The organism is Clostridium sp. CM038 (assembly GCF_055081105.1).
Map to the genome: position 1 here is coordinate 4094309 of NZ_CM143651.1, position 20812 is coordinate 4115120.

A 20812-nucleotide genomic window follows, 5' to 3' on the forward strand; every position below is an offset into this window, starting at 1 on the left:
CAAAAGAAACTTAACATATAATAGCATTATAAAGAATACTGTATATAATTGTCGTATGAAAGAAAAAAATGAAATATTATGTTTTTGAAAGATGATATTATATTAATTGTCGCTGCGGTTCAATAGTGATGAAGCAAGAAAGATTAAGAAGAATAACAGTTAAAAGAATTAAAAAAACTGTTGACAACTTAAGATATAACAGATATAATAGTAGAAGTCATCACATGATGACAAAGCAAATTGGTCTTTGAAAATTAAACAGAGAAATAGGTAAAGATAGCGAAATAATATTTCGTTAAACCAGTTAATTACTTTAGTATAAAGTAAAATTTAGTCGTAAGACTAAAAAGTATGTAATGAGCTTGCGTAACAACTTAACAGTTGTCGCAGATTAATCATTTCAACTAAAAAAGTGTAAACTTTTAAATTGAGAGTTTGATCCTGGCTCAGGACGAACGCTGGCGGCGTGCCTAACACATGCAAGTCGAGCGATGAAACCTTTCGGGGTGGATTAGCGGCGGACGGGTGAGTAACACGTGGGTAACCTGCCTCAAAGAGGGGAATAGCCTCCCGAAAGGGAGATTAATACCGCATAATATGTTTTGGTCGCATGATCGAAACATCAAAGGATTTTTCTTCGGAAAATTCCACTTTGAGATGGACCCGCGGCGCATTAGCTAGTTGGTGAGGTAACGGCTCACCAAGGCGACGATGCGTAGCCGACCTGAGAGGGTGATCGGCCACATTGGAACTGAGACACGGTCCAGACTCCTACGGGAGGCAGCAGTGGGGAATATTGCGCAATGGGGGAAACCCTGACGCAGCAACGCCGCGTGAATGATGAAGGCCTTCGGGTTGTAAAGTTCTGTCTTCTGGGACGATAATGACGGTACCAGAGGAGGAAGCCACGGCTAACTACGTGCCAGCAGCCGCGGTAATACGTAGGTGGCAAGCGTTGTCCGGATTTACTGGGCGTAAAGGATGCGTAGGCGGACATTTAAGTCAGATGTGAAATACCCGAGCTTAACTTGGGTGCTGCATTTGAAACTGGGTGTCTAGAGTGCAGGAGAGGTAAGTGGAATTCCTAGTGTAGCGGTGAAATGCGTAGAGATTAGGAAGAACACCAGTGGCGAAGGCGACTTACTGGACTGTAACTGACGCTGAGGCATGAAAGCGTGGGGAGCAAACAGGATTAGATACCCTGGTAGTCCACGCCGTAAACGATGAATACTAGGTGTCGGGGGTCGAACCTCGGTGCCGCCGTTAACACATTAAGTATTCCGCCTGGGGAGTACGATCGCAAGATTAAAACTCAAAGGAATTGACGGGGGCCCGCACAAGCAGCGGAGCATGTGGTTTAATTCGAAGCAACGCGAAGAACCTTACCTAGACTTGACATCCCCTGCATAACCCAGAGATGGGCGAAGTCCTTCGGGACAGGGTGACAGGTGGTGCATGGTTGTCGTCAGCTCGTGTCGTGAGATGTTGGGTTAAGTCCCGCAACGAGCGCAACCCTTATCATTAGTTGCTACCATTAAGTTGAGCACTCTAGTGAGACTGCCCGGGTTAACCGGGAGGAAGGTGGGGATGACGTCAAATCATCATGCCCCTTATGTCTAGGGCTACACACGTGCTACAATGGTGAGTACAAAGAGATGCAAGACCGCAAGGTGGAGCCAAACTCAAAAACTCATCCCAGTTCGGATTGTAGGCTGCAACTCGCCTACATGAAGCCGGAGTTGCTAGTAATCGCGAATCAGCATGTCGCGGTGAATACGTTCCCGGGCCTTGTACACACCGCCCGTCACACCATGAGAGTTGGTAACACCCGAAGTCCGTGAGGTAACCGTAAGGAGCCAGCGGCCGAAGGTGGGATTGATGATTGGGGTGAAGTCGTAACAAGGTAGCCGTAGGAGAACCTGCGGCTGGATCACCTCCTTTCTAGGGAGTAGATGTATTGACTTCGGTCGATGCAATAGAAGAATATTAATTTGTTCTTCAAAAATATCTATTGTAATTAATCGTACCTAGTTCTCTGTTTAATTTTGAGAGACTAATTTTATCTAACTCTTAGGAGTTAGATAATGAATAGTTTTTCTTAAAATGTTCTTTGAAAATTGCACAGTGAAAAAAGTTGTTTTAAAAAAATTAAAACTACGCAAGTAGTTTATAAATTAATTTAATACAATTTCGCAAAATTAATATAACCGTCTATGTAAATAGACAGAATCAAGGTCAAGCTACAAAGGGCGCATGGCGAATGCCTTGGCACTAGGAGCCGAAGAAGGACGCGTTAAGCTGCGATAAGCTTTGGGTAGGCGCAAATAGCCTGTGATCCAAAGATTTCCGAATGGGGGAACCCACATAGTAACAACTATGTACTGCATACTGAATAAATAGGTATGCAGAGGTAGACCCGGGGAACTGAAACATCTAAGTACCCGGAGGAAGAGAAAGAAACATCGATTTCCTAAGTAGCGGCGAGCGAAAGGGAAAGAGCCCAAACCCAGGTCTTTGATCTGGGGGTTGAGGATAGATCATAAATACTGCAATTCCTTAATTGAAGATAGCTGGAAAGCTGCTCCGCAGAAGGTAATAGGCCTGTAAATGAAAAGGAAAAACAGTCAGATCTAATCCAGAGTACCACGAGACACGTGAAACCTTGTGGGAAGCTGGGAGGACCACCTCCCAAGGCTAAATACTACCTAGTGACCGATAGTGAAGAAGTACCGTGAGGGAAAGGTGAAAAGAACCCCGGAAGGGGAGTGAAATAGAACCTGAAACCGTGTGCCTACAACCGGTCGAAGCACTTTATATGTGTGACGGCGTGCTTTTTGTAGAACGAGCCAACGAGTTACGATATGTAGCAAGGTTAAGTACTTAAGGTACGGAGCCGAAGGGAAACCAAGTCTGAATAGGGCGCATAGTTGCATGTCGTAGACCCGAAACCGGGTGACCTATCCATGGCCAGGATGAAGCGGAAGTAAAATTCCGTGGAGGTCCGAACCACGTTGGTGTTGAAAAACCATGGGATGAGCTGTGGATAGCGGAGAAATTCCAATCGAACTCGGAGATAGCTGGTTCTCCTCGAAATAGCTTTAGGGCTAGCGTCGATTAATTGAGTAATGGAGGTAGAGCACTGAATGGGCTAGGGGCTGACAACAGTTACTGAACCCTATCAAACTCCGAATGCCATATACTTTTATTTCGGCAGTCAGACTGCGAATGATAAGATCCGTAGTCAAAAGGGAAACAGCCCAGACCATCAGCTAAGGTCCCAAAGTGTAAGTTAAGTGGAAAAGGATGTGGGATTTCTAAGACAACTAGGATGTTGGCTCAGAAGCAGCCACTCATTTAAAGAGTGCGTAATAGCTCACTAGTCAAGAGATCCTGCGCCGAAGATGTCCGGGGCTAAAACTTACCACCGAAGCTATGGGTGTACACAATTGTGTACGCGGTAGAGGAGCTTTCTGTACTGGCTGAAGTCATACCGTAAGGAGTGGTGGACGGTACAGAAGTGAGAATGTTGGCATGAGTAGCGAGAGTTAAGTGAGAATCTTAACGGTCGAAAACCTAAGGTTTCCTGAGGAAGGCTCGTCCTCTCAGGGTTAGTCGGGACCTAAGCCGAGGCCGAAAGGCGTAGGTGATGGACAATCGGTTGATATTCCGATACCACCAATGGACGTTATTAGAAATGGGATGACGCAGGAGGATAAGATGTGCACACTATTGGATGTGTGTCTAAGCATTTAGGCGGAGCAGACAGGCAAATCCGTTTGCTCTTAACGCTGAGATGTGATGGGGAAGGGAATTTATTCCCGAAGTATCTGATTCCACGCTGCCAAGAAAAGTCTCTATCGAGGATATTGGTGCCCGTACCGCAAACCGACACAGGTAGGTGAGGAGAGAATCCTAAGACCATCGGAAGAATTGTTGTTAAGGAACTCGGCAAATTGACCCCGTAACTTCGGGAGAAGGGGTGCCTACGTAAGTAGGTCGCAGAGAATAGGCCCAAGCAACTGTTTAGCAAAAACACAGGTCTCTGCTAAAGCGAAAGCTGATGTATAGGGGCTGACGCCTGCCCGGTGCTGGAAGGTTAAGGGGATTACTTAGCGCAAGCGAAGGTATGAACTTAAGCCCCAGTAAACGGCGGCCGTAACTATAACGGTCCTAAGGTAGCGAAATTCCTTGTCGGGTAAGTTCCGACCCGCACGAATGGCGTAATGATTTGGGCACTGTCTCAACAACACATCCGGCGAAATTGTAGTGCAAGTGAAGATGCTTGCTACCCGCGATTGGACGGAAAGACCCCGTAGAGCTTTACTGTAGCTTAGCATTGAATTTCGGTATTGTCTGTACAGGATAGGTGGGAGACTGAGAAACATGGGCGTCAGCCTGTGTGGAGTCATCCTTGGGATACCACCCTGACAGTACTGAGGTTCTAACTGGAGGCCATGAATCTGGTCACAGGACATTGTTAGGTGGGCAGTTTGACTGGGGCGGTCGCCTCCAAAAAAGTAACGGAGGCGCCCAAAGGTTCCCTCAGCGCGGTTGGAAATCGCGCGAAGAGTGCAAAGGCAGAAGGGAGCCTGACTGCGACACTTACAAGTGGAGCAGGGACGAAAGTCGGGCTTAGTGATCCGGTGGTACCTCGTGGGAGGGCCATCGCTCAACGGATAAAAGCTACCTCGGGGATAACAGGCTGATCTCCCCCAAGAGTCCACATCGACGGGGAGGTTTGGCACCTCGATGTCGGCTCGTCGCATCCTGGGGCTGAAGTAGGTCCCAAGGGTTGGGCTGTTCGCCCATTAAAGCGGCACGCGAGCTGGGTTCAGAACGTCGTGAGACAGTTCGGTCCCTATCCGTCGCGGGCGTAGGAAATTTGAAGGGAGCTGTCCTTAGTACGAGAGGACCGGGATGGACAAACCTCTGGTGCACCAGTTGTCACGCCAGTGGCATCGCTGGGTAGCTATGTTTGGAAGGGATAAACGCTGAAAGCATCTAAGCGTGAAGCCCACCCTGAGATGAGATTTCCCATAACTCGCACGTAAGTGCGGTGTTAGTAAGACTCCTGGAAGACCACCAGGTTGATAGGTTAGAGGTGTAAGCATGGTAACATGTTCAGCTGACTAATACTAATAAGTCGAGGGCTTGACCTAAATAATTAAAAATAACGCGAAGCTTCGGACGTAAGGAAGAAGACTAATTCACTGTGCAATTTTCAGAGAATATTTATATTCTCAATCTGGTGATTATGGCATGAAGGTAACACCCGTTCCCATACCGAACACGAAGGTTAAGCTTCAATGCGCCGATGGTACTGCAGGGGTGACCTTGTGGAAGAGTAGGTTGTCGCCAGGTAAACATGGTTTACTAGCTCAGTTGGTAGAGCACATGACTTTTAATCATGGTGTCCGGGGTTCGATTCCCCGGTAAGCCACCAAAAAAGTACTTCTTTATGAAGTGCTTTTTTTTTATTTCCACTGTTCCGACATATTATGAAATATTTTCGATTTTTTTAATTCTCCTTGTCTACTATATACTATAGACATTAATTCATAAATCTCTGGAATACTTGGATCGGTGGATAAAACCACTTTTAAAGTATCTAATGCTTTTTCTAAGTTATTTTCATTTATTAAATATTTTATAGTAATTATTTGGTGTTCAATATTTTTATCATAGGTATCATCTTTTGTAGTCAATTCAGCAAGAATAGTTTTAATCTTATCTGTAGTAAAAGGCTTCTGTAAATAAGTAATTGCCCCAAGTTTAGTACAATCCACTGCATTTTTAACTGTGGCAAAAGCTGTCATAATTACTACTGGAGCGGTTATTCCTTTAGTTCTAATTCGTTTTAGAACTTCTGTGCCACTTATTTCGGGCATTTTAATATCTAAAAATATTAAATCTACGGGCACAGTATCGATTAATGATAAAGCTTCATGACCATTAGTAGCCATCAAAACTTCAAAATTGTTTAGTTTAAGGTAAATGCCAAGCAACGTACGAATATTTTTTGTATCATCTACAACTAAAGCTCTTTTCATAGTAGTCCTTCTTTCCCAAGTGAAAAATTGTATTATTAAACATATAGAGCTATAATTTTAACACTTAATGGTGTAGAATTATAGCTTAATTTTAGTTGAGTAGGATTTTAAATAAAATAATAATCCTGATAATATTCTCATCTGTATTTTTAAGTTTATATATTACTTTTATTAATTATAATCAACTACAAGTGAATACTTTAACATGTAAAATATGTGTTATATGCAAATTATAGATAAAAACACACTGTACTTCTTTTAAGTAAGTTGTATACTCAATTATGGAGTTAGTACTATGAGGAAAATGAACAAAAACGAATGTAAACAAAGAATAGAATTGCTAGATTTCTTAAACCACATATAACAGGTAGGAGAATGATTTTAAGGACAGTTATGCAAAGTTGCATTATTTCCTATAATTGCTTAAAATATGCATATGGTATTTAAATTTAATAGTAAATTCATATTAACTTACTAAAAGTAGTTTTAAATTCAGCTATGGTTTTTTTAAAAGAAATTTAAGTAAGGAGAACATACTATGTATATTGTAATAATAGGTTGTGGTAGATTAGGTAGCGGACTTGCTATGGAATTGTCTAATGACGGTCATGATGTGGTAATAGTGGATAAACATGCGGAAAATCTAGAGAGACTTAGAAGTGGATTTAATGGAATTAGAATTAAAGGAGTGGAGATAGATAATGATATATTAATAGACGCGGGAATAGATAAAGCAGATATATTTTTAGCTATGACTCCAGCAGATAATATAAATATTATGGCTAGTCAAATTGCAAAGGATATATTTAAGGTGCCTAAAGTAATAGCTAGAATTTTTGATCCATCAAGGGAATTTATTTATAGAAAACTAGGACTACAAACTATAAGTCCAACTGAAGTAAGTATAAATATAATTAAAAACAAAATAATAGATAAAAAATCAGATGCATTATTGATATTAAATAATGATATATCAATAGAGGAGATTACAATAAACAGACTTAGAATTAATAACATTTTAGAAATAGAAGATAAGTTTAATTGTAGGATATGTGCAGTTTCCAAAAAGGGGGAACTTATTATACCAAATGAAAATGAACTATTGGAAAAGGGTGACAAAATAATTTGTAGCATAAATAAGGAGAATAAAGAAAAGTTAGTAAAGGCAATAATGAAGGAGAAACTTAGATGAGAGCAATAGTAGTTGGCGGTGGGAAGGTAGGATACTATCTTGTTAAAGCATTAAAAGAAAAAAAACATCAGGTAGTGCTAATAGAAAAAAACACAAAAATTTGTGAAAAGGTTGCCGAAGAACTTGAAGTAGATGTAATATGTGGGGATGGCTCAGATGTTGAAGTATTAGAAGATGCGGATATAGAGCAAGCTGAAGTTGTAGCTGCAGTAACGGGAAAAGATGAGGAAAACCTGGTAATATGTCAGATGGCTAAAGTAAACTTTAATATTAATGAAACAATAGCTAGAATCAACAATCCTAAAAATACAGCAATTTTCGAAGCGTTAGGAGTGGATAAGACTGTATGTAGCACACAAGTAATTTGCAATTTGATAGAGGGTGAATTTAATAGCGAACCACTGAAAATTATAGAAAGCATTAATAAAGGAGAAATGACATTAGTAGAAGCAAAAATAGATAAAAGAAGCGCATGGAAAGATAAATCAGTAGAGCAGTTAAATATACCTAAGGAATGTGTAATACTATCAATAATAAGAAGTGGGGAAGTAATTTTTCCAAGAGGCTGCGTAGATATAAAAGAAGGTGATAAAGTACTTATTATCACAAATACAGATAAAAAAAATGATGTAGAAAAATCTATAATTGGAGGGTAAATATATTATGACTAATAAAAAAATTGTATGCGGAGTAATTACAGAGATAGGATATACATTAACATTTTTATTTATTTTATATGGCATTAATATGATTTTAGCAAGGTGATTATATGAAAAAAATAACAAAAAACTTTGATGATTTTAAAATAATAAATTTTTATGTAGGCTATGTAATAATGGGAACTGCAAGTTTAATGTTGATACCCATATTGATCTCATTGATATTTAAGGAATGGAGCGCGCTTTTAGATTTTATTATTAGTATAAATATAGCGATTAGTTTAGGTATAGTTCTTATGTTTACAGGTAAAGACAAGGTTGATAAAGTAAGGTTGCAATGGAAGCATGGGTTAATTATTGCATCTAGTTCATGGATTATATTAACTTTGTTATGTGCGGTGCCTTATGAGCTCAGTGGAAATACAACATCTTTCTTAGATGCATGTTTTGATGTTATGAGTGGATTTACAACCACAGGAGTCCTACTTATTCAAAATCTTGACCATCTTTCTCTAGGATTAAATATGTGGAGACACATTCTTACCTTTGTTGGAGGCCAAGGCATGGTGGTACTAGCTTTAAGTTTTATGGTAAACCATACTTTAGGTGCTTACAAAATGTATGTTGGTGAAGGTAAGGATGCTGAACTCGTACCTAATGTAAAAAACACAGCAAGAATTATATGGAAAATAAGTATTGTGTATTTAATTGTAGGGACTACTATGCTTTGGATTAATGGAATGTTTATAGGTATGCAGCCTGTAAGTGCTTTTTTTCATGGATTATTTATTTTTATGTCTGCATGGAGTACTGGTGGATTTGCACCAATGTCTCAAAATATTCTGTATTATCATAGTCTTTCTTATGAGTTATTAACAATGATTTTCTTTGTCATTGGTTCTTTAAATTTTGCATTACATTATGCAGTATGGCAAGGTAATAAAAAAGAAATATTCAGGAATATTGAAACACAGAGTTTTTTTATTACAGCTTTAATTATTTCTTTTTTTACAGCGTTAAAACTAACAAATTCAGGTGTATATAGTAATGGTATATCGGTTTTCAGAAAAGGTATTTATAATGTATTATCAGCGCATACAACTACAGGGTTTGGTAATCTTTATGCGAGACAGTTTGCAACTGAATGGGGCGATTTTCCTGTGGTTATGCTTATAATAGCCATGCTTATAGGTGGATCAGCATGTTCTACGGCAGGTGGGTTTAAAGGATTAAGGGTAGGATTAGTTTTTAAAAGTATAATTGCAGAGGTAAACAAATTATTAAATTCTGATAGAAAAATAAAGGTGTTTAAATTTCATCATATAAAGGAAATTATCTTAGAGGATGCAATGGTGAAATCTGCTTACCTAATAATAATATTATATATAATATTATTTTTTATAGGTACTGCGTTGGGAACCTATTATGGATATCCAGTGCTCAGTTCAGCTTTTGAAGCTGCTTCAGTTACAGGAAATGTAGGATTATCCATTGGGATTACGGCGCCTACAATGCCTACTGCAATGAAGGTATATTATATAATTGCAATGTATTTAGGAAGATTAGAATTCATATCTGTGTTTGCGCTAATAGGAGTCACATTTGGAGGCATTAAGAAGTTATGGTTAAGACTTTTAAAACAATAATAGTAGTGTGTATTTTGGCTTTTTGTTTTTCAATAACATGTATGGCAAAGGAATATAGTAATTTTAATGAATTAATCGAAAATAGCAAAAATATTGATAATAGTAAAATTACATTAAAGGGTGAAGCTATTGGTGAATGTATGAATAGAGGTAAATATTCATGGGTAAATATCAATGATGGAAGCACAGCTATGGGAATATGGATTAAATCTGATGAAGTTCAAAGTATAAAAAAATTTGGTAAGTATGGTTATAAGGGAGATATAGTTAAGATAAATGGAACTTTTAATAGGGCTTGTAAGGACCATGGGGGGGATATGGATATACATGCAAGCTCGGTTAAAATTATAGAGCCTGGGCACAAAGTAGCAATCCCTATAAGTAACAATAAAAAAGGTATAGCAATAATATTAACAGTCATCACACTTGCTTTAATTTTTTCATATATAAAATTTACTAAAAGCACTTCAAAGTGAAATGCTTTTTTTAGAACTTTAAAACTAAAACTATTTTGTCCATACTAAGCATAGTACTAGATATCCTTTTTAAGTAATGGATTATTCAAGATTAGCATTGCTAATTAAGAGGCATTTAGGATAGTCATAGTTCAAATAAACGATAATTAGATATATTAGGAAGGTGATGTGGAGTTTGAAAAAAGGTAAATTTGATGAGAAGTTTTTCAAAATTTCTAGTGAATATGAATATAGTGATTATGAAGAAATCAAACCTAAAACAATAATGATTACCAATGTGGTTAAAACTATAGTAATTATGAGTTTAGCCACTGTAATATCTCTGATATTTAGAAAAATTGGGTTACATGAATCAAATGTAATAATAGTATTTATTTTAGGTGTATTATTCGTATCAAGAAGTACTGATGGATATGGTTATGGTATACTGGCCGCGATAATTGGAGTGCTATCATTTAACTTTTTATTTACGGTGCCATATTATACCTTTCTAGCTTATAGAGCTGATTATCCAGTAACTTTTATTATAATGCTTATAGCAGCAATTATTACAAGCACTTTAACTTCAAGAGTTAAGTCGCAAGCTAAGATATCATATATACGTGAAAATAGAATGAAAATTTTATATAAAATTAATAAGTCATTGCTTACGGCAAGAAATAAAAAACAAGTAGTTGAGTTTTGTGGAGATAATTTAGTTGACATGTTTAACAGAAATATTATGATAGCTATAGTAGATAATAAAAATAATTTGCAACAGCCAAGTGAATATATGCTTAATGGAGAATATAGTAGGGGGATTTTTAAGTCAGATATAGAGGTTGGAGCAATTGAAAAATGCTTTGAAATAGGCAAATCAGTTGGCATTGAAGCTGAAATTTCCTTAAATAGTATTGGATATTACCATCCCATTAAAGGACAAAATAGGATTCTTGGAATTATTGGCATCGCATGTTTAGAAGAAAATATGTTATCAAAAAATGAAAAGATCCTTCTAGAGTCCGTTTCTACACAAATCGCTTTAGCTATTGAAAGAGAAGAGTTATACGAAAAGAAAAGACAGATAAATTTAGAGACTGAGACGGAAAGGCTTAGGGGCAATATTTTAAGGTCAATTTCGCATGATTTAAGAACTCCGCTAACAGGAATATTAGGGTCAGTTTCTACTATTAGTGATAATTATGATGTACTTGATAATGATACCAAGAAAGAACTTCTTGAAATAATTTATGAAGATACAAGCTGGCTTATACATTCAGTTGAAAATATATTAAGCATGACACGGATAGATGAAGGTAAGCTTGAAATTAAGAAAGAGGTAGAGATTGTTGAAGAACTTGTTGCTGAATCTATATCGAGAGTTACAAGGTTTTCGGGAAGTCATAATATTAAGATTGAACTACCGGAAAAAATGGTTATATTATTTGTAGATGGATTATTAATAGAACAAGTGTTTATTAATTTGATTGATAATGCCATCAAGTATTCACGGAGTGATTCTATTATAGAAGTTAAAGTTACAGAAAAGGAAGATAGTGTAGTTTTTGAGGTATCAGATAATGGAAAAGGCATACCGGAAGAAGATATACCAACTATATTTGATAGGTTTTATACCAGGGCGAAGAGTAATTCCCTAGAAAAGCGAGGGATAGGATTGGGACTTGCTATTTGTAAGTCTATAATAGAAGCACATGGTGGATATATAGAAGCTTTAAATAACTCTTCTGGTGGGGCGACTTTTAGATTTGGTTTACCTGTAATAAGGGGTGATGGCAGTGGATATGAAGCCTTTGATTTTAATAGTTGAAGATGATAAGCCTATTAAAAAATTTATGAAAATTTCGCTTGAAGCACAGGGATATAAGTGCATTGAAACTGAATTTGGGAATGCGGCTATAACACTTATTTTTTCACATAATCCAGATATAATAATTTTGGACTTAGGGTTACCAGATATTGATGGACTTAATGTTATTGAGAAAGTAAGGGAGTCTACAAAAGCTAGGATTATAGTTGTTTCAGCTCGTGGACTTGAAAGGGAAAAAGTTGAAGCCTTAGATAAAGGTGCAGATGATTATTTGACCAAGCCTTTTAGTGTAGCAGAGCTTTTAGCTAGAACTAGAGTGGCACTTAGACATTTTAATGGAGAGAATAAGTCACAAAACGATGTGCAGTCAGTATTTAAGGTGAAGGATTTAAAGATAGATTTTGAAAAACGTAAAGTTATAATTTTAGATAAAGAGATACATTTAACACCAATGGAATACAAACTAATTGAGCTAATGTCAAGATATGCAGGACGCGTGTTAACTCATAAATATATAGTTGATGAGATTTGGGGAAGTTATTTTGAGAATGATACACAGTCTCTTAGGGTATTTATGGCTAATATAAGAAGAAAAATAGAGAAGGATCCTGCTAGGCCGCAGTATATCATAACGGAGGTTGGAGTAGGTTATCGTTTAGTAGATGAATAATGTTCCAAAAATGAAGCTTTTAGCTTCATCTTTTTTTGCAAAAAAATAAGACGTAACTTAAAATATTAACATAATCTTTATACATCAGGATTTATCTTTATACTTTCTTAATATCAAGTTCATGGTGATTTTGATAAGATATAATTATAAATATAAAGTGAAAGGATAACCTGGGGTGATTATATGTTAACAAATAGTAATGAAGAAAGTTCTTTTCAAAATAATATAAAAGAAGCTATTAATGAAATAAAGTCAAATAAATATGATCTAGCACATATGTATCTATATGCAGCTATGATTCAAAATGATCATTCGGCAGAAGTGTACAATTTACTAGGAGTTATTTCAGAATATAAAGGCGATGCAGCTATGGCGTGTAAATACTATAGAGCATCATATGTGTTTGATCCAACTTATAAACCAGCAGATAGAAATTTAGAGAAATTAACTTCATTTTTTTATATATTTAATGAAAAAAATATAGATTACGGAGATAATATGGAGAAAGAAAATCAAACAGCATATTTAATAGTTATAAGGGGGTACGTGTTGGACATTTTAAAAATAATGAGACCGGTGCAAAGTCAAGGTGCTAAATAGTGTTTACAATTCAAGGAGTATCTAAGGTGATCGATTAACCACTTCAGAGGGAGAATTTAAATCCCCTGAAGTTTTTTTATGTCTTATAGAAATATAAATAGATGTTGAATAAGGGTGTTTAATTAATAATACCTTACAGGAAAATTAACTAAACTCATCTAGAGTATAATTTTAAAGGGTTGTATATTAATAAAAGTTGTTTCTTCCTATATAATCCATTGAGAAAATAACATTATTAGCTTAAAATGATTATATATATTAACATAAGAAAAAAAGGAGTGTGTTGTTTTGTTCCAATCCATAGTTGACTTTTTTGCTAAAGACAAAATACAAGAGGTTTTTAATGATTTAACATCCTATAAATTAAAATATGTAGGAATAGCTATCGCAGTTTTCGCATTATTTGTATTGTTAAAAAAGATATTCGCAAAATATGTATTCAAAATAATATTAAAACTTGTTAATAAAACGAAATTTGAAACAGATACAAAAATAGTAGCTGCTTTCCAAAAACCTGTAACTAACTTTTTTGAGGTATTAGGATTTTATTTTGCTTTTAAAATTTTAATTATCGCAGGAGTTCCAATTGACAGTTCATTTATAGAAAAGATTTTCAGTTCTGCTGTAATAATTTTAATTTGTTGGGGACTATATGATCTTACTGGAGAATCTTCTCTGCTGTTTGAGAGAATGCATAAAGCATATGATGTAAAAGTGGATAAAATATTATTCCCATTTATATCAAAAACGTTAAGAATGATGCTAGTAGCGTTAGTTATTACCATAATTGCTGAGAAGTGGGGATATAACATTCAAGGTTTTGTTACTGGGCTTGGGTTAGGAGGATTGGCTTTCGCATTAGCAGCTAAAGATGCGGCATCCAATGTTATTGCAGGTATGTTTATAATATTAGATAAGCCTTTTACTATTGGAGATTGGATTAATAGTGACACATTAGAAGGTAGCATAGAGGATATTTCGTTTAGGACTACTAAAATAAGAACTGTTGATCAAGCATTAATAATAGTGCCTAATTCAAAATTAACTAATGAGGCTGTAACCAATTTTAGTAGAAGGGGTAAACGAAGGGTTAATTTGAATTTAGAATTAACTTATAGCTCTAGGGAGAAATTAGAGATTTGTGTGGATAAGATTAGAAATATGTTAGAGAATTATTCACAGGTTAGTAAGGAAGGCATCCTTGTTACATTTGATAAATTTAATGCAACTAGTTTAGATATTTTAATATGTTTCTTTACTGATACACCAGATTTTGATGAATATTTTAAAATAAAAGAAAATGTTAATTTTAATATACTGGACATTTTACAGCAAGAGGGAATATCAATGGCTTTCCCAAGCACAAGTATTTACGTTGAAAAATTACCTAGTATAGCTAAAGAAGAAAATTTTGAATTAGTGAATAAACTTCAAAAAAAACTTTAGAGCTTTACCCTAGAGCTTTTGCAGATAATGATATTTTCAACAGTTCCTTCTATAACATAACCATCAGCTATTATCGAATTTTTACCTTGCTTTTATCGGAATAGCTATTTGTTCACCAAAAATATACAAAACAGTAAGTGATATTTAACTGGTAATCTAGTATTTAGTGGGGAATAATGTTATAATAGTAATGATGATAGTTGCTTTATTTTAGTTTAATTATATTATATAATTTAAACTAAAATAAAGTTTTTTTTATAAATGAACAGATAAGATGTTTATTGTCTGAATTTTTGGAAATGATTAATAATAAGCTTTTTATTTTTAATAAGTAAATTAATTATTGAAGGACTATATATTATATAGTGGTTTCTGAGGAGGAATTTATTATGGCAATTAGTTTAAAAAAGGGTCAAAAGGTAGATTTAACGAAAGCTAATCCAGGCCTTAGTAATGTTATTGTTGGACTTGGATGGGATACTAATAAGTATGATGGTGGAGCTTCCTTCGATCTAGATGCAGCGGCTTTCTTAGTTGGAGCAAATGGGAAAGTAACATCTGATAATGATTTTATCTTTTATAATAATCCAAAGGACTCAGCAGGGTCTGTAACGCATTTAGGAGATAACAAAACTGGTGATGGTGATGGTGATGATGAACAAATTAGAATTGAACTGAGTAAAGTGCCATCTTCTATTGAGAAGATTAACTTTACTGTAACTATTCACGAAGCTGTTCAAAGATGCCAAAATTTTGGACAAGTATCTAATGCATTTATAAGAATTCTCAATGAAAATAATGATAATGAATTAATAAGATATGATTTAAGTGAAGATTATAGTATTGAAACCGCAGTGGTAGTAGCAGAACTATATCGTAACAACGGAGAGTGGAAGTTCAGTGCAATAGGAAGTGGTTTTGAGGGTGGATTAACTGCGCTTTGTAGTAACTTTGGAATTAGTGTAGATTAAATGGCATTGAAAATGATGATAAACAGCATTAAAAATGATGATTAATAGCATAAGAAATGATGATTAATAAGGAGGAATAATTATGACAATTAACTTAAGTAAAGGTCAAAAAATAGATTTAACTAAAACTAACCCAAGTTTAGCTAAAGCAGTTATAGGACTAGGCTGGGATACAAATAAATATTCAGGTGGAGGAGATTTTGATTTAGATGCTTCAGCCTTTTTAGTAGGTTCAAATGGAAAAACCAATAATGACCTAGACTTTATATTCTATAACAATTTAGAGCATTCAACAGGAGCTGTTATACATACCGGTGATAATAGAACTGGAGAAGGCGAGGGAGACGATGAACAATTAATCATTGAATTTTCTAAAGTACCAACAGACATTGATAAAATTGCAATTACAGTAACTATACATGATGCAATAGCTCGTGCACAAAATTTCGGCCAAATTTCTAATGCGTTTGTTAGAGTGGTAAATGAAGAAACTAATGAAGAAATCCTAAGGTACGACTTATCAGAAGATTTTTCAGTAGAAACTGCATTAGTATTTTGTGAAATATATCGTAACAATGGAGAATGGAAATTTAGTGCGACAGGAAGTGGATTTCAAGGTGGATTAGCAGCCCTTTGTAAAAATTATGGTCTTGATGCATAGAAAGCAATATGATATTTAAATTAATCAGTGGATAAATATTCACTGAATATTTAAAGGGGATGACAAAATGGGTATAAATTTACAAAAAGGTCAAAAGATAAATCTTACAAAAGATAATCCTGGGTTAAAAAAGACAATGGTCGGACTTGGATGGGATCCAGTGGAGCGAGCATCTAAGGGATTGTTTGGAGGCTTATTTGGTGGAAAGCAAGCACAAATAGATTGTGATGCTTCTGTGCTAATGCTTGATGAAAATGATAAGCTAAGAGGAAAAGAAAATATGGTTTATTTCGGGAACTTAAAAAGTAAATGTGGTAGTATTCAGCATATGGGAGACAATCTTACTGGAGATGGTGATGGAGATGATGAGCAAATTATGGTTGATCTGTCAAGCATACCTCAAAATATAACTAAGTTAGTTTTTGTGGTTAATATCTATGCGGCAGTTCAGCGTAAACAACATTTTGGTATGATACAAAATGCTTTTATACGTTTAGTAAATCTAACGGACGATAAAGAGATGCTTCGTTTTAACTTAACAGAAGAATATTCTGGTAAAACTGGGTTATTCGTTGCAGAAATTTATCGCATTAATGGAGAATGGAAATTTACAGCCGTAGGAGAAACAGATGCTTCATCTGGCTTAGGTGAAATGATAAAAAGATACCAATAGACAAACTGGGTTTAAATAGATTATAGATAAATGTAGATATATTTATATACATTTATAGATATATAGATATATAGATATACTAGTGATGTAGAAAATGAGAGGGTTATCATTTTCTACATTTTAATTTAAAAGAAATTATGTAAATTACAGAAGGGTGGATAACATGAAATATTTTAATAAGCAGATCTCAGAAGTTTTAAAAAGTCTTAAAGTTGATAGTAGTAAGGGATTATCGGGTTCTGAGATTAAAGAAAGACTAGCAAAGTATGGTGCTAACGAATTTACTAAACAAGAAAAGGGATCGATGTGGGATAGTATTAAGGAGGCAATAACTGAGCCTATGATGATAATACTTTTAGCGGCAGCGGTAATTAGTGCATTAGTAGGAGAGTTTAGTGACGCCATTGGTATAGTATGTGCTGTAGCAATAGGAATTGGCATAGGAATTTTCACAGAAGGAAAATCACAAAAAGCTGCAGATGCGCTTTCAAAAATGACAGAAAATATAGAAGTAAAAGCATTGCGTAATGGGAAAATTGTTCAAGTGAATAAAAGTGATTTGGTACCTGGTGATATAGTTTCAATTGAGACGGGTGATATGGTACCAGCGGACGGAAGACTCATAAGTAGTATAGATTTAATGGTTAGAGAGGATATGCTTACAGGAGAATCAGAAGACGTGAGCAAGGATTTCGATGTTATTATAGAAATGGAAAATATACAAGCTAAAGATAAAAATATTGTGCAAGACCCTATTCCAGCAAAACAAACGAATATGGTTTTCGGGGGAACACTTATTGCGTATGGTAGAGCTAGCTTTGTAGTTACTTCCACTGGTGATAGCTCACAAATGGGCGAAATAGCTAAAAATCTTGAAGAAAGTGATTTAGAAACACCGCTTCAAGCAAAACTTGGAGATTTGGGTGCTAAGATTTCAAAAGTATCAAGCGCAATAGCTGCGATACTATTTATAATTATGATTATAAAAATGGTTCTAGCAAATACTATATCACCAGATACTACCGGTGTATTTGCCTTTTTAGAGTCTGTTGGACCAATAAAAACTGCCTTTGTTGTATGTGTTGCTTTAATTGTTGCAGCTGTTCCAGAAGGTCTTCCAACAATGATAAATATGACACTTGCAATAACTATGCAAAAGATGGCTAAGATAAATGCGCTTGTTACTAAAAAAGAAGCCTGTGAAACAATAGGTTCTGTAAGTGTAATATGCTCAGATAAAACAGGTACACTTACTCAAAATAGAATGACTGTAGAGCAAGTGTACTTAAATGGAAAGTTCAAAGCAAGAGATGAATTAAGTGATAGAAATAACTATTTTATAGATAACTGTATCGTAAATTCAACAGCAGATATTGAGAAAGCTGATAAAGAAGTAAAATATTTAGGTAGTGCAACAGAATGTGCTCTTCTTTTATACAATGATGCTTGTGATTATGTACAAGAAAGACAAAGCGCAAAAATAGCTCATCAAATTCCATTTAGTTCAAAGCGTAAGAGAATGAGTACGGTTATAGAAGAGGATAAAGGTGCCACAGTATTAACAAAGGGAGCGCCAGAAATTATTTTAGAATTATGCAAATATGAACATATTAATTGCATGGAAGTGGAGCTCGATCAAGCAAGACGAGAAGAAATATTAGATGAAATAGAGAAACTTCAGAGAAAATCTATGCGTGTACTTGGATTTGCATATAGAAATATAAGTGAAGAGGTAGCTATGGCATCCGAGCAAGGCACTTTAGAAAATGATTTAGTGTTTACAGGATTCGTAGGAATAAGAGATCCTCTAAGACTTGACGTTAAGGAAGCCGTAGAAACTGCTAAAAAAGCAGGGGTTTCTACAAAAATGCTTACAGGGGATAACATTAATACCGCCATTGCTATAGGAAAAGAATTAGGATTACTTAGTGGTGAAAATAGGGCAGTAGAGGCTACTTATATAGATACATTATCTGATGAGGAACTTAAAGATGAAATAACTACTATCTCAATAGTAGCACGTTCAAAGCCTGATACAAAAATGAGAATAGTTGAGGCTCTTCAAAGTAATGGAGAAGTAGTTGCAGTAACTGGAGATGGAATAAATGATGCTCCAGCCCTTACAAGAGCAGATGTGGGTATAGCTATGGGTATAGCTGGTACCGAGGTTAGTAAAAATGCAGCGGATATAATTTTAACAGATGATAGTTTTGGGACTATTGTAAAAGGAATTAAATGGGGAAGGGGTATTTATGAAAACTTCCAAAGATTTATTCAATTCCAGATAACTGTAAATATAATTGCATTCTTAACAGCAATTTTATCTGTAGTGTTTGACTTTCAAATGCCATTCACTACAATACAACTTCTATGGGTAAATATTATAATGGATGGCCCACCAGCACTATCCCTGGGACTAGAACCAGTAAGAGATGCTGTTTTAAACAGAAAACCTACAAATAGAAATGCTAGTATTATAACTAAACAAATGTTAAGAAGTATGATTGCCAATGCTTTATATATAACTTGTGTTATCATGATTCAGATGAAGTTTGACATATTAGGAACTGGATTCCCTAAAGATGGGATTACAGGACCAAACGAAATGCAAACAGCATTATTTGCATTATTTGCTTTCAGTGCATTATTTAATGCTTTTAATTGTAGAGAATTTGGGGCAGATAGCATATTTCCTAGCCTTACAAAGAACACTATATTTTTAAAGATAATTATGATTACAGCAGTAACACAAATATTTGTAACTGAAGTGTTTTCGAAATTCTTTAATGCAGTGTCTTTAAGCGCTACTATGTGGTTAAAGATAATCATTTTATCTTCACTTATAATAGTAGTAAATGAAATTGTGAAATTGATTGTGAAGCCTTTTGTAAAAAAAGAACAACAACAAATAGAAGAAGAATCAGAAGAAAAGAGAGTAGCTTAGAAGAGTAGGAATATGAAAATAAATAGACTGGAATACGTACTTATTATTTATTTTCATGTGGACAAAATGATAAATCCCCTATTATTGATTTTAATCAATAATGGGGGATTTACTTTGTTCTAAATAAGGTAAACGTAATATTATTCAATATAGGAACATACTTCATTACGAGAAATATCGTTAATTTCGTGGAATTTTTGATGTACTATATTTAAAATTTCCTCACCTGCAAATATACCATATTTTTTTGTAATATAGACATTATTATGGAGTGTTTTCTCGAAAAGGTTACTTAGTAATTCTCCGTGAGACGGAACTACTCCATAATTTGAATGTTTAATTAGGGGGTAGTCTAGCAGAGAATCACCAGCAGCAAGGAATATATTTGTATTTTCTAGTTGCATTATATAATTTATAGGATCATATTTATTTATACAATTAGGTACTATATATACCTTTTTACCTTGCTTTGATACGCTGTAATTATAGCCTTTGCAAAATAAACGTAATACTTCAAAATAATCTAATTCCACTTTCCCATTTGTTATGTTATTAGCTAGTTTGTCCTCATCCACAATAGAGTATATGAATAAATCTTCACAAGTTTTATATGATTTTATAAAATCACTTTCTAAAAAGAAACTGCATAATCCTATCATATTCCTAACAGATACAACTTTTTTAAGCTTATTAGAGCTTATATCTGTCCAAGATTTAAGTTCAATACCATTCTTAAGAATGATACCTCCATTGGCTACAACGGCATATTTAGGTTTTATTATATCATAAAAGTATTTCATTCGTGTGTATTGCTCTGGGGAACGAGTGGTAACAGGTATAAAAAGCATAATTTCATTTATATGTTCAAGTTTATTGTGCATGGATTTAGTAATAAAACTGCACATATTGTTATTATAAAAGTCAACAGGAAAAAGGTTTTCTTCATTAATAAAGTTACAATGTCTTGAAGAATATATAAGCGTACTATCAAGGTCCGAGGCAAATATCATAAAAACA

The 20812-nt window shown here is 35.0% G+C and carries 14 protein-coding genes, 1 tRNA gene and 3 rRNA genes; 16 read left to right on the plus strand and 2 right to left on the minus strand.

Annotation, left to right across the window (positions count from 1 at the left end; all coding sequences use genetic code 11):
* The first annotated feature begins 423 nt into the window (after positions 1–423).
* From ACWJKS_RS19045 to ACWJKS_RS19060, 4 genes are all read left to right on the plus strand, one after another.
* Positions 424–1941, plus strand: a 16S ribosomal RNA gene (locus ACWJKS_RS19045).
* A gap of 292 nt (positions 1942–2233) precedes the next feature.
* Positions 2234–5159: ribosomal RNA gene (locus ACWJKS_RS19050) — 23S ribosomal RNA — on the plus strand.
* Positions 5160–5244: 85 nt separating this feature from the next.
* Positions 5245–5361: ribosomal RNA gene (gene rrf, locus ACWJKS_RS19055) — 5S ribosomal RNA — on the plus strand.
* The 16S, 23S and 5S rRNA genes sit together here with 1 tRNA gene alongside, the layout of an rRNA operon.
* Before the next feature lie 6 nt (positions 5362–5367).
* Positions 5368–5443 (plus strand) — tRNA-Lys (locus ACWJKS_RS19060).
* 31 nt (positions 5444–5474) lie between these two features.
* Here the strand turns inward: ACWJKS_RS19060 and ACWJKS_RS19065 are convergent.
* Positions 5475–6050: a response regulator gene (locus ACWJKS_RS19065; protein WP_220287447.1), complete on the minus strand. Its 576-nt coding sequence runs from the start codon at positions 6048–6050 to the stop codon at positions 5475–5477.
* A 538-nt stretch (positions 6051–6588) separates the two neighbouring features.
* Here ACWJKS_RS19065 and ACWJKS_RS19070 point away from each other — a divergent pair.
* The 12 genes from ACWJKS_RS19070 (at position 6589) to ACWJKS_RS19125 (ending at position 19795) form a co-directional block, all read left to right on the plus strand.
* Positions 6589–7242 (plus strand): potassium channel family protein, encoded by a 654-nt coding sequence (locus ACWJKS_RS19070; protein WP_216304192.1) that lies wholly within the window; start codon positions 6589–6591, stop codon positions 7240–7242.
* Complete coding sequence (locus ACWJKS_RS19075) at positions 7239–7898, plus strand: potassium channel family protein (RefSeq protein ID WP_165413760.1); 660 nt, start codon at positions 7239–7241, stop codon at positions 7896–7898. The genes ACWJKS_RS19070 and ACWJKS_RS19075 overlap by 4 nt, the downstream gene beginning before the upstream one ends.
* 113 nt (positions 7899–8011) lie before the next feature.
* Positions 8012–9547 (plus strand): TrkH family potassium uptake protein, encoded by a 1536-nt coding sequence (locus ACWJKS_RS19080; protein WP_462960183.1) that lies wholly within the window; start codon positions 8012–8014, stop codon positions 9545–9547.
* Positions 9523–10023 carry a DNA-binding protein gene (locus tag ACWJKS_RS19085; protein ID WP_165413758.1) on the plus strand — a complete coding sequence of 167 codons (501 nt, stop codon included), beginning with the start codon at positions 9523–9525 and terminating at the stop codon, positions 10021–10023. The genes ACWJKS_RS19080 and ACWJKS_RS19085 overlap by 25 nt, the downstream gene beginning before the upstream one ends.
* Before the next feature lie 175 nt (positions 10024–10198).
* The gene (locus ACWJKS_RS19090; protein ID WP_462960184.1) at positions 10199–11830 is read left to right on the plus strand and encodes a DUF4118 domain-containing protein; all 1632 of its coding nucleotides are present in this window, start codon (positions 10199–10201) and stop codon (positions 11828–11830) included.
* Positions 11799–12500 (plus strand): response regulator, encoded by a 702-nt coding sequence (locus ACWJKS_RS19095; protein ID WP_216304196.1) that lies wholly within the window; start codon positions 11799–11801, stop codon positions 12498–12500. The genes ACWJKS_RS19090 and ACWJKS_RS19095 overlap by 32 nt, the downstream gene beginning before the upstream one ends.
* Positions 12501–12683: 183 nt before the next feature.
* Entirely contained in the window at positions 12684–13100 is a 417-nt protein-coding gene (locus ACWJKS_RS19100) for a tetratricopeptide repeat protein (protein ID WP_462960185.1), read from the plus strand.
* A gap of 288 nt (positions 13101–13388) precedes the next feature.
* Positions 13389–14546, plus strand: a complete 1158-nt coding sequence (locus ACWJKS_RS19105) for a mechanosensitive ion channel family protein (RefSeq protein ID WP_462960186.1) — start codon at positions 13389–13391, stop codon at positions 14544–14546.
* Between the two features lie 389 nt (positions 14547–14935).
* Positions 14936–15517: a TerD family protein gene (locus tag ACWJKS_RS19110; RefSeq protein ID WP_216304198.1), complete on the plus strand. Its 582-nt coding sequence runs from the start codon at positions 14936–14938 to the stop codon at positions 15515–15517.
* An 82-nt stretch (positions 15518–15599) separates the two neighbouring features.
* Positions 15600–16178, plus strand: a complete 579-nt coding sequence (locus ACWJKS_RS19115) for a TerD family protein (RefSeq protein WP_216304199.1) — start codon at positions 15600–15602, stop codon at positions 16176–16178.
* A 67-nt stretch (positions 16179–16245) separates the two neighbouring features.
* Positions 16246–16851, plus strand: coding sequence for a TerD family protein (locus ACWJKS_RS19120; RefSeq protein ID WP_462960187.1), 606 nt, complete (start codon positions 16246–16248; stop codon positions 16849–16851).
* 163 nt (positions 16852–17014) lie between these two features.
* The gene (locus ACWJKS_RS19125) at positions 17015–19795 is read left to right on the plus strand and encodes a calcium-translocating P-type ATPase, PMCA-type (RefSeq protein WP_462960188.1); all 2781 of its coding nucleotides are present in this window, start codon (positions 17015–17017) and stop codon (positions 19793–19795) included.
* 140 nt (positions 19796–19935) lie between these two features.
* On the opposite strand, the gene ACWJKS_RS19130 is transcribed toward ACWJKS_RS19125, so the two are convergent.
* Positions 19936–20805: a Cof-type HAD-IIB family hydrolase gene (locus tag ACWJKS_RS19130; RefSeq protein ID WP_462960189.1), complete on the minus strand. Its 870-nt coding sequence runs from the start codon at positions 20803–20805 to the stop codon at positions 19936–19938.
* Between the last annotated feature and the right edge of the window lie 7 nt (positions 20806–20812).

Coding starts and splice junctions, on each gene's coding strand:
- ACWJKS_RS19115 (WP_216304199.1), top strand. CDS start 15,600: ATGACAATTAACTTAAGTAAAGGTCAAAAAATAGATTTAACTAAAACT.
- ACWJKS_RS19085 (WP_165413758.1), top strand. CDS start 9,523: ATGGTTAAGACTTTTAAAACAATAATAGTAGTGTGTATTTTGGCTTTT.
- ACWJKS_RS19110 (WP_216304198.1), top strand. CDS start 14,936: ATGGCAATTAGTTTAAAAAAGGGTCAAAAGGTAGATTTAACGAAAGCT.
- ACWJKS_RS19080 (WP_462960183.1), top strand. CDS start 8,012: ATGAAAAAAATAACAAAAAACTTTGATGATTTTAAAATAATAAATTTT.
- ACWJKS_RS19125 (WP_462960188.1), top strand. CDS start 17,015: ATGAAATATTTTAATAAGCAGATCTCAGAAGTTTTAAAAAGTCTTAAA.
- ACWJKS_RS19130 (WP_462960189.1), bottom strand. CDS start 20,805: ATGATATTTGCCTCGGACCTTGATAGTACGCTTATATATTCTTCAAGA.
- ACWJKS_RS19075 (WP_165413760.1), top strand. CDS start 7,239: ATGAGAGCAATAGTAGTTGGCGGTGGGAAGGTAGGATACTATCTTGTT.
- ACWJKS_RS19100 (WP_462960185.1), top strand. CDS start 12,684: ATGTTAACAAATAGTAATGAAGAAAGTTCTTTTCAAAATAATATAAAA.
- ACWJKS_RS19070 (WP_216304192.1), top strand. CDS start 6,589: ATGTATATTGTAATAATAGGTTGTGGTAGATTAGGTAGCGGACTTGCT.
- ACWJKS_RS19120 (WP_462960187.1), top strand. CDS start 16,246: ATGGGTATAAATTTACAAAAAGGTCAAAAGATAAATCTTACAAAAGAT.
- ACWJKS_RS19065 (WP_220287447.1), bottom strand. CDS start 6,050: ATGAAAAGAGCTTTAGTTGTAGATGATACAAAAAATATTCGTACGTTG.